An 8,871-nucleotide genomic window follows, 5' to 3' on the forward strand; every position below is an offset into this window, starting at 1 on the left:
CGCCCGGCGCGGGCTGGGACCGGCTCGCCGCGCGCCTGCTGCGCCGCGCCGCCGGCCTGGCCCGCACGCGGTCGCGCCCCCGCCGGGCGAGCGATGGCTGGCGTCGTCCGGACTGGCTCTGGCCCGACCTGTTCCCGCCCTCCGATCAAGGATGAAGCCATGGAAACCGCCCTGCGCGCCGCGCTGATCGGCTGGCTCGCCAGCGACCCCGTGCTGGGCGCCGGGCTCAGCACGCTGAGCGAGGAGGCCCCGGCGCGCGCCGCCCTGCCGTGGCTGGCGATCGCCGCCAGCGCCAGCACCGACTGGAGCACCAAGGACGGTCCCGGCCGTGAGGTGCGGATCGCCTTCGAGCTGCACGCCCGCGGCGACCGCCCGGATACGGCCGCGGCGCTGGTCGCCGCGCTCGAGGCCCGGCTGCGCGCGCTGCCGCATCAGCACGACGGCTTCGTCGTGGTCAGCAGCGCCTTCCTCCGGGCCCGCACCGAACAGCGGCCGGGCCGGCTCCGCGCGATCCTGACCGAATACCGCTTCCGCCTGCTTGCGGCCTGACCGCCCGCTCGCACGTCCCCCGCGCCTCCCTGCCGAAGGAGAACTGCCATGCCCGCCCAGAAAGGCGCCGCCTTCCTGCTCAAGATCGCCGACGGCGCCAGCCCGCCCGTCTACCGCACCGTCGCCGGACTGCGCACCACCCAGCTCGCGATCTCCGGCGATACGGTGGTGGTCACCAGCAAGGACAGCAACGGCTGGCGCGAGCTGCTCTCGGGCGCCGGCATCCGCCAGGTCTCGGTCAGCGCGGCGGGGATCTTCCTCGGCAGCGCGGCCGAGACCCAGTTGCGCGATGTGGCCCTGGCCGGGACCCTGGCCGACTACGAGCTCAGCTTCGAGGACGGCGCCCGCCTGCGCGGCCGGTTCCTGCTACAGCGCCTCGAGTATGCCGGCGATTTCAATGGCGAGCGCAATTACACCGTGGCGCTTGAAAGCTCCGGCGCGGTGACCCCGGCATGACCGCCCCGACTTGCCCGCTGCGCGGCGATCCCAACCCGCTGCGCGGAGATGCCAACCCGCTGCGCGGCGAGGCGGTACTGCCGATCGCCGGCGTGCCACGCCTGCTGCGTCCCAGCTTCGCCGCGCTGGTCGCGGCCGAGGCCGAGCTGGGCCCACTGTTCGCGCTGGTCGAACGCGCCGCGGCCGGACAGCTCGGGCTGGGCGAGACCGTGGCGCTGCTGTGGCACTGCCTGGTCGATCGCGCGACGATCCCGCGCGAGGCGGTGGGCGAGGCGGTGGCGGCCATGGGCCTGGCTGCCGCCGCCGCGCCGCTGCGCGCACTGCTGGCGGCGATCCTCCAGGGCGAAGACGCCGCGGCGGGGGCGGCATGACCGGCCCGTTCGGCGCCGGCGCGGTCAGGCTGGCCGGGCTGGCCGGGCGCTGGTTCGGCTGGCGTCCCGACGAGTTCTGGGCCGCCACCCCGGCCGAGCTGGCCCCGCTGCTGGCGCCGCCGGGCGCCGCGGCCGACCCAGCGCTGACCCGTGCGGAATGCGAACGGCTGATGGAGCGTCACGATGACTGATCCGGTCGAGAGTCTGATGGTCGAGGTCCGCGCCAATACCCAGGGCTTTGCCCGCGACGTGGCGCAGCTGCGCGCCACCTTCGACACCACGCTGGGGAGTGGACTGGCTGCGGCGGGCGGCCTGTTGGAACGCAGTCTCGGGCAGGCGCTGCGCCGCGGCAGCCTGGGCTTTGCCGATCTGCAGCGCGTGGCCCTGGCCGTGCTCGACACGATTGCCCAGCGCGCCGCCACCAGCCTGTTTGCGCCGGGCGCGACCGCGACGTCCGGAGGCGCGGCGGGACTGACCGGGCTGGCGGGGCTGGGGATCGATCTGCTGGGCGGACTGCTCGGCCGGCCGGGCCGGGCCACCGGCGGTCCGGTGGTGCCGGGGCAGGGCTATCTGGTTGGCGAACGCGGACCCGAGCTGTTCGTCCCGGGCAGCGTCGGCCGGGTCGTGCCGGGTCCCATCGGGCGTGAGGCCGGGCGCGAGGTGCGCGTGGCGATCACCATCCAGGCGCCGCCCGGCAGCGACGCCCCGCAGGCGCTGCAGCGCTCGGGCCGCCAGGTCGCCGCCGCGGTGCGCCGCGCGCTGCGCGACAGCTGAGCGAGGGGGACGCCCATGGCCTTCTGGCTCGCCGGCGCGCGCAGCGGACAGGACCACGACTGGATCCAGCGCTTCGATCCGCGCTTCTGGACGGTCGACTTTCCCCGCCCGATGCTGGCCGCAGTGACCGTCCCCGCCGCCGACGCGCTGCGCGTCGACCTGACCTTCCTCACCGCGGGCGATCTGGCGGGGCTGATCTGGGACAGCGCCGACCGCCACGACCATCCGCTGCTGGCCTATGCCACCGACCGTGACTATGCCCGCACGACCCTGTCGTTCCGCTGGCGCGCGGGCGGGATCGTCCCGCTCGATCAGGCCCACGGGCCGACCCTGACGATCGAGGGCCGGGATGGCGCCGGGGCCGCACGCACCTGGTACGTGCGTCTGTGGAACTACGTGGTCGCGGGGCAGCCCGACGATGCCCGGATCGTGCTGCCGTTCTCGGCGCTGCAAGCCGGCTGGTCGCGCGGCGAAGCGGTTGATCCCGCGGCGATCGACCGGCTGTTCGTCTCGCTTGTCCCGCCCGGCTATGCCGCCGGCAGCACCGCGCTGCTCCCCGACCCGGTCGAGGGCTGGGCCGAGCTCAGCGAGATCCGCTGCGACGGTGCGCGCGCCATGCTCGAGATCGGCGACGTGGTGGTGCCGCCACACGGCGTGGCCTGCGCCACTGCCTATGACGACCAGGGCACGCTGACCCCGCAGCGGGTGCTGCGCAATGCCGAGGGTCTCGGCTATCGCGGCAGCCTGCTGCACTATGTCGGGATGAGCCACTTCATGCGGCTGGCCGGGGCCGAGGGGGCCGTGCTGGTCGATCCGCATGGCCCGGTGCTGGCTGGGCCGGCGGCGGCCTGGCACGCCGCGTTCCTGGCCGAGGCGCGGCGGCGCGGCTTCGCTCCGATCCTCTCCCTGTCGTTCGAGCTGCTGGCGCAGCACTGCCCGGTCGCCTGGCAGCAGCGCGCGGCCGACGGCAGCCCGGCGCGCACCGGCTGGTCGCCGCCCTCGGCGCTGCTCTCCCCGGCGCAGCCGGAGGCGATGGCCTGGCTGCGCCGGGTGGCTGCGGCCTTTGCCGGGCTGATGCGCGAGGCCGGCCTGGCGGTGCGGGTGCAGATCGGCGAGCCGTGGTGGTGGGTCGATGCCGCGCGCCGGCCGTGCCTTTACGATGCGGCGGCGCGGGCGCGGCTGGGCGGCAACCCGCCGGTGATCGACGATCTGGCCGCCCCGCTCGACGCCGCGCGGCTCGACCTGCTCGACCGGGCCGGAGCGATCCTCGCCGAGGCCACCGCCGGGCTGCGCGACGCGGTGCGCGCGGCTGTGGCGCCGGACCCGGCCGAGGTGCTGCTGCTGGTCTTCCTACCGACCGTGTTCGACCCCGCCACCCCTGCCGCGCCCCGGGCCAATGTCCCGCTCGGCTGGGCCGCACCGGCCTATGACCGGCTGCAGGTGGAGGACTATGACTGGCTGACCAGCGGCGCCGATGGCCCGCGCGCCGCGGCGCGCGCGGCGATCACCGCGCGGCTGGGCTATCCGCTGGCGCAGCAGGACGTGCTGGCCGGTTTCGTCACCGTGCCGGGCGACCTGGTCGCCTGGCGCCGGATCGACGCGGCGCTCGACGAGGCCGCGGGCGAGGGCGGGCACGAGCGCTTCGTCTGGGCCCTGCCGCAGGTCTGCCGCGATGGCTACGTGCGGCTGCCCGCACCATCCGAGGAGGACAGCATGCAGGCGTTCGACGATGTGAGCTTCCCGCTGGCGCTTGGCCGCGAGGCCGTGGTCAGTCCCGAGTTCGCGACCAGCGTGATCGTCACCGCCTCGGGCTTCGAGCGGCGCAACGCGCTGTGGAGCGATGCCCGGCTGCGCTTCGACCTCGGCCCCGGGATCCGTTCGGCCGCCGAGATCGGCACCCTGCTGACATTCTTCCGCGCCCGGCACGGCGCGGCGCGCGGCTTCCGCCTGCGTGACCCGACCGATTTCAGCTCGAACGGGTTGACCGGCACGCCCACCGCCGGCGACCAGTGGCTGGGCACCGGCGATGGCGCCGCCACCCGCTTCGCGCTGGTCAAGCGCTATGGCGCGGCGGATGGCGATCCGCAGGTGCGGCGGATCACCCGGCCCGTGGCGGGATCGGTCCGGGTGAGCCTGGCCGGCGCCGTGCGGACCACCGGCTGGAGCCTCGAGCCCGGCGGGACGATCCGCTTCGCCGCGCCTCCGCCGTCCGGCGCCGAGGTGCGCGCCGGGTTCCTGTTCGACGTGCCGGTGCGGTTCGCCGAGGACCGTCTCGATATCGCCGGCTACGGTTGCGACGCCGCCGAGGCGGTGTCGGTGCCGGTGATCGCGCTGCGGGAGGAGGGATGAGCCGGCTGTGGTTCGCCACGGCGCTGGAAACCGTGGCCACCTTCTGGCGCGTGCTGCGCCGCGACGGTGTGACGATCGGCTTCGTCACCCACGACCGCGACCTGTGGTTCGACGGGGTGCGGCACCGGGCCGCCCCGGGCATGATCCCCTCGGCGCTGCGCTGCTCGGCCGGGCTCGAAGCCGACAGCGCCGACCTGCAGGGCGCGCTCACCCATGACGCGCTGGCGGCGGCCGATCTGGCCGCCGGGCGGTTCGACGGCGCGGCGGTGCGGTTCGGCCTGGTCGACTGGCAGAGCGGCGAGTCCACCCTGCTCTATGCCGGCACGATCGGTCCGATGACCGCCGGGCAGGACCGGTTCGAGGCCGCGGTCGAATCGTCCAAGGCGGCGCTGCACCGCGATCCGGTGCCGCGGACCAGTCCGGTGTGCCGGGCGCGGTTCTGCGGCCCGGCCTGCGGACTTGCGGCGGCCCGGTTCGAAACCCGTGTGCTGGTTCTTGGCAGCACGCCCGATGGCGGCGCCGTGCGGGTGACCGCGGGTGCGGCGCAGCCCGGCCATGTCGGCGGGCGGCTATGCTGGCTGGACGGACCGCTGGCCGGCTGTCGCAGCGGCATTGCCGCGGTGCAGGGCGCGCTGCTGGTGCTCGACCGGCCGCTCGACGTCACTGTCCCGTCCGGCACGGCCGTGCGCCTGCGCGAGGGCTGCGACGGGTCCATCGCGACCTGTGCCGGACGGTTCGGCAATGCGGTGAACTTCCGCGGCGAACCCAGCCTGCCGGGCAATGACTTTGTCCTGCGCAGCGGCGCAGCGGGATGAGCGCCGGACTGGCCGTGGCGCGGGCCGCGGCGGAGCTGGTCGGTTGCCGCTTCCGCCTGCACGGGCGCGATCCGGCCAGCGGGCTCGATTGCATCGGCGTGGTCGCGGTGGCGCTGCTGCGCAGCGGCCGCGCCGTCGACCTCCCGCGGGGCTATGCCTGGCGCGGGGCCCTGCCCGGGGCGCCGGACGTCTGGGCGGCGCGTCACGGGTTCCGCGCTGCCGACGGCCCGCCCACGCCCGGCGAGGTCTGGCTGCTGCGCCCCGGCCCGGGACAGTGGCACCTGGCCATGGTGGACCCTGAGGCCAAGGCCCTGATCGAAGCCCATGCCGGGCTGCGCCGGGTGGTGCGGACCCCGCTGGGACCCGATCCCCTCGCCGCCCCGACCGGGCCCCTGGCGCGCTGGCGCCTGGCCCCCGGTTGACCGGCCGCGCGGTCTTCCACCCCCCTCTCTCCGCGCCAGCGAAAGGCAAGCAACGATGGCCACCGTGATCTTCTCGGCGCTCGGGCAGGTGGTGGGCGGGCCGGTCGGCGCCGCACTCGGCGCCCTGGTCGGTCGCCAGGTCGATGGTGCCGTACTGTCCGGTGGGACCCGCGAGGGGCCGCGCCTGCGCGATCTGGCGCTGACCACCTCGGGCTATGGCGAGCCGGTTCCGCGCTGCTTCGGGCGGATGCGGGTGGGCGGGAGCATCATCTGGGCCGCCGATCTCAGGGAAACGCGTGCGACGCACGGCGGCGGCAAGGGGCGCCCGGCGCAGACCACCTTCAGCTATGCGGCTTCCTTTGCCGTGGCGCTGAGCAGCCGGCCGCTGGCCGGGCTGGGGCGGATCTGGGCCGATGGCAGCCTGCTGCGCGGGGCGGCGGGCGATCTCAAGGCGGGCGGTCAGCTGCGGTTCCACGCCGGTCATGGCGACCAGCTGCCCGATCCGCTGATCGCCGCGGCGGAGGATCCGGACGCCTGCCCGGCCTTCCGCGGGCTCGCCTATGTGGTGTTCGAGGACCTCCCGCTCGGCGATTTCGGCAACCGTCTGCCGGCCCTGAGCTTCGAGGTGTTCGGCCCCGAGACCGCGCTCGATCTGTCCCTGCTGGTCGACGAGCCGTCCGCTCCCCCGGCGCCGGCCGTGCCGCTGACCGGGCTCGCCGGACTGATGCAGGAGGGGCCTGCCGCCGAACTGCTTGGCCTGCTCGGGCGGCTCGTCCCCTATGCCTGCGACGTCACCACCGATCCGCTGCGTCTGCGCTCCGCACCGGGCGCGGCTCGGCCTCTGCCGGAAGCGGCGGCGCCGGGCGCCGGTCGGCAGGAAGAGGGCGGGCAGGGATGGGGCGGGCTGGGCGGGAGCGCTGCCGTCGTGCGCCGGCAGGGCGGGGCCGCCGTGGTGCCGCTCGGCGCGCTGCAGTACCACGACGTCGAGCGTGACTATCAGGCCGGGTTGCAGCGGGCGCCGCGGCAGCCCGGCGCGGGTCAGCCGGGAGTCCTGTCGGCCCCGCTCGCCATGGCCGCGCCGGTGGCCCGGCAATGGGTCGCGGCGGCGGCCCAGCGCGAGGTCTGGGCGGCCCGGTCGCTGGTCTGGCGCACCGCGGTGATCGATCCACAGCTGATGCCCGGCGCCATCGCGCGCGTGCCCGGGGAGCCCGGCCTCTGGCGCGTGGCCGAGTGGGAGTGGCAGGCTGCGGGCGTGGAGCTGACCCTTTCGCGGCTGCCAGACCCGGCCCTGGCCGCAGCGCTCGACGCGCCGGACGGCGGGGCCGATCCGGGCCGCGGGGCGCTCGCGCGCGATCAGGCTGCCGGCCCCACCACCCTCGCCGCCTTCGAACTGCCGTGGGAAGGCCCGGCGGGCCGCGCAGCGGGCAGCCTCTATGTCGCCGCGGCTTCGGCCGCGGCCGGGTGGAGCGGCGCGGCGCTCTATGCGGTCGATCGCGACGGCGGGCTTGAGCTGATCGGGTCGAGCGGGCGCCGGCCGGCCACCCTTGGCACGGCCGTCGATGCCCTGCCGCCCGCATCCAGCCTGCTGCCCGATCGTGCCTCGCAGGTGACCGTGGCCTTGCTGGGGCCTGATACGGTCCTCGCTGAGGCGACCGGCGTGCGCCTTGCCCAGGGTGCCAACCGCGCACTGCTGGGCGACGAGATCATCCAGTTTGCGCGCGCCGAACCGCTTGGGGCGGGGCGCTGGCAGCTGAGCGGACTGCTGCGCGGCCGGGGTGGCACTGAAGCCGCGGCGGCCGGCCATGCCGTCGGCGAGCGCTTTGTCCTGCTCGATGACAGCCTCCTCGTGCTCGACGGGACGCTGGCCGCAACCGCCGACCGCATCGCCGCGATCGGCCTGGTTGATCCCGAGCCGGTGACCAGCGCCGTGGCCTTGCGCGGGATTGGCGCCCGGCCGCTGGCACCGGTCCATCCGCGCGCACGGGCGCTGGCCGATGGTGCCTTGGCGCTCAGCTGGACCCGACGGGCGCGCGGGGCATGGCGCTGGGCCGACGAGGCCGACGTGCCGTTGCACGAGGAGGCCGAGCGCTATGCCGTCGAACTCGGCGCGGGCGCGGTGCCGCTGGCCCGCTGGGAGGTTGGCGCTCCCGCGCTCACCCTGTCCGCCGAGACGGTGCGGCAACTGCGCGGGCCATGGCGCGGCGCCCCGCTGCAGGTGCGCCAGCTTGGCGCCGCCGGGCCCTCATGGCCGACCTTGTTGATCTATCTGGACTGAAGGAGCTGTCCCCATGGTCGATCCGTTGCGCCTTGATGGTGCCACAGCGCGCTTTGCGCTGCCGCTGCTGTTCGCCGGACAGGCGCAGAAGGAGGTGTTCGTCAACCAGGCCCTGGCGGTGCTGGACGGCACGCTCCATTGCGCGATCGAGGGCGAGGCTCAGACCCCACCGCCGAACCCGGTCGATGGCACGGCCTGGCTGGTCGGTCCGGCACCGACCGGCGACTGGACCGGTTGCGCCGGGCAGATCGCGCTGCGACAGGGCGGACAATGGCTGTTCGTCGTGCCCGGTGACGGGTTCCAGCTGCTTGACCGGTCGCGTCGGCAGGTCCGGCACTGCATCGCCGGGACCTGGCGGGCTCCGGACCTGCCAGCGCCGCCCAGTGGCGGGACCGTCATCGACGCCGAGGCGCGCCAGGCGTGGCGGGCGCTAGTTGCTGCGCTGCAACAGTGGGGTGTCTTCCCGGCCTGAGTCGGGAACCATTCCGGAGACGGCCGGTTTGTGCGGCACATGAGGTTTCTCGTGGCGCTCCGGCTGGGCATTTTCCTGGCCGGGGCGGAATGCAGCGCGCCTGAGCGGTGGCGTTGGAACAGACTTTTCCGGAGGCCGACGGCGTCCGGCACAAAGGGGAATCACGATGCGTAAACTTGTTCTTGGACTGGCTCTGGCCGGCACGGCCCTCGCCACTCCGGCTCTTGCCCGCGACGACCAGTGGTACGTCGAGGCTGATGCCGGCGCCGTGAAGGCGGAGAACATCTTCAACCTGACCGGCGTGGGCAACGCCGGCGTGCTGAAGACCAAGGCCGGTTACGATTTCGGCGGGATCGTCGGCTATGACTTCGGTGGCTTCCGCCTCGAG

10 protein-coding genes and 1 pseudogene are annotated in these 8,871 nt (G+C 74.8%); all 11 read left to right on the forward strand.

Features of this window, described 5'->3' with window-relative positions; genetic code table 11:
- The first annotated feature begins 159 nt into the window (after nt 1–159).
- Nucleotides 160–549 carry a tail completion protein gp17 gene (gene gp17, locus H7F53_RS17300; protein ID WP_185680769.1) on the forward strand — a complete coding sequence of 130 codons (390 nt, stop codon included), beginning with the start codon at nt 160–162 and terminating at the stop codon, nt 547–549.
- A gap of 48 nt (nt 550–597) precedes the next feature.
- Complete coding sequence (locus tag H7F53_RS17305) at nt 598–1,005, forward strand: phage major tail protein, TP901-1 family (RefSeq protein ID WP_185680770.1); 408 nt, start codon at nt 598–600, stop codon at nt 1,003–1,005.
- A complete protein-coding gene (locus tag H7F53_RS17310) occupies nt 1,002–1,376 on the forward strand; it encodes a GTA-gp10 family protein (RefSeq protein ID WP_185680771.1) in 375 nt (124 codons plus the stop codon). The genes H7F53_RS17305 and H7F53_RS17310 overlap by 4 nt, the downstream gene beginning before the upstream one ends.
- On the forward strand, nt 1,373–1,567 hold the full coding sequence (locus H7F53_RS17315) for a phage tail assembly chaperone (protein ID WP_185680772.1): 195 nt from the start codon (nt 1,373–1,375) through the stop codon (nt 1,565–1,567). Before H7F53_RS17310 ends, H7F53_RS17315 begins: the two co-directional genes overlap by 4 nt.
- Nucleotides 1,560–2,150, forward strand: a complete 591-nt coding sequence (locus tag H7F53_RS17320; RefSeq protein WP_185680773.1) for a tail tape measure protein — start codon at nt 1,560–1,562, stop codon at nt 2,148–2,150. Before H7F53_RS17315 ends, H7F53_RS17320 begins: the two co-directional genes overlap by 8 nt.
- Before the next feature lie 15 nt (nt 2,151–2,165).
- Nucleotides 2,166–4,499 carry a DUF2460 domain-containing protein gene (locus H7F53_RS17325; protein WP_185680774.1) on the forward strand — a complete coding sequence of 778 codons (2,334 nt, stop codon included), beginning with the start codon at nt 2,166–2,168 and terminating at the stop codon, nt 4,497–4,499.
- On the forward strand, nt 4,496–5,314 hold the full coding sequence (locus H7F53_RS17330) for a DUF2163 domain-containing protein (protein ID WP_185680775.1): 819 nt from the start codon (nt 4,496–4,498) through the stop codon (nt 5,312–5,314). Before H7F53_RS17325 ends, H7F53_RS17330 begins: the two co-directional genes overlap by 4 nt.
- Nucleotides 5,311–5,736 (forward strand): hypothetical protein, encoded by a 426-nt coding sequence (locus H7F53_RS17335; protein WP_185680776.1) that lies wholly within the window; start codon nt 5,311–5,313, stop codon nt 5,734–5,736. The genes H7F53_RS17330 and H7F53_RS17335 overlap by 4 nt, the downstream gene beginning before the upstream one ends.
- Nucleotides 5,737–5,791: 55 nt before the next feature.
- Nucleotides 5,792–8,011, forward strand: coding sequence for a GTA baseplate fiber-binding domain-containing protein (locus H7F53_RS17340; protein ID WP_185680777.1), 2,220 nt, complete (start codon nt 5,792–5,794; stop codon nt 8,009–8,011).
- 13 nt (nt 8,012–8,024) lie between these two features.
- Nucleotides 8,025–8,483 (forward strand): DUF2793 domain-containing protein, encoded by a 459-nt coding sequence (locus tag H7F53_RS17345; RefSeq protein ID WP_185680778.1) that lies wholly within the window; start codon nt 8,025–8,027, stop codon nt 8,481–8,483.
- Between the two features lie 166 nt (nt 8,484–8,649).
- A pseudogene (locus H7F53_RS17350) lies at nt 8,650–8,871 on the forward strand (OmpA family protein); the annotation flags it as partial.

The sequence above is a fragment of the Novosphingobium piscinae genome, assembly GCF_014230355.1.
Classification (GTDB): domain Bacteria; phylum Pseudomonadota; class Alphaproteobacteria; order Sphingomonadales; family Sphingomonadaceae; genus Novosphingobium; species Novosphingobium piscinae.

What these genes read in the sequence shown, in the direction of transcription:
- gp17 (WP_185680769.1), top strand. Translation starts at nt 160, where the DNA reads ATGGAAACCGCCCTGCGCGCCGCGCTGATCGGCTGGCTCGCCAGCGAC.
- H7F53_RS17305 (WP_185680770.1), top strand. Translation starts at nt 598, where the DNA reads ATGCCCGCCCAGAAAGGCGCCGCCTTCCTGCTCAAGATCGCCGACGGC.
- H7F53_RS17310 (WP_185680771.1), top strand. Translation starts at nt 1,002, where the DNA reads ATGACCGCCCCGACTTGCCCGCTGCGCGGCGATCCCAACCCGCTGCGC.
- H7F53_RS17315 (WP_185680772.1), top strand. Translation starts at nt 1,373, where the DNA reads ATGACCGGCCCGTTCGGCGCCGGCGCGGTCAGGCTGGCCGGGCTGGCC.
- H7F53_RS17320 (WP_185680773.1), top strand. Translation starts at nt 1,560, where the DNA reads ATGACTGATCCGGTCGAGAGTCTGATGGTCGAGGTCCGCGCCAATACC.
- H7F53_RS17325 (WP_185680774.1), top strand. Translation starts at nt 2,166, where the DNA reads ATGGCCTTCTGGCTCGCCGGCGCGCGCAGCGGACAGGACCACGACTGG.
- H7F53_RS17330 (WP_185680775.1), top strand. Translation starts at nt 4,496, where the DNA reads ATGAGCCGGCTGTGGTTCGCCACGGCGCTGGAAACCGTGGCCACCTTC.
- H7F53_RS17335 (WP_185680776.1), top strand. Translation starts at nt 5,311, where the DNA reads ATGAGCGCCGGACTGGCCGTGGCGCGGGCCGCGGCGGAGCTGGTCGGT.
- H7F53_RS17340 (WP_185680777.1), top strand. Translation starts at nt 5,792, where the DNA reads ATGGCCACCGTGATCTTCTCGGCGCTCGGGCAGGTGGTGGGCGGGCCG.
- H7F53_RS17345 (WP_185680778.1), top strand. Translation starts at nt 8,025, where the DNA reads ATGGTCGATCCGTTGCGCCTTGATGGTGCCACAGCGCGCTTTGCGCTG.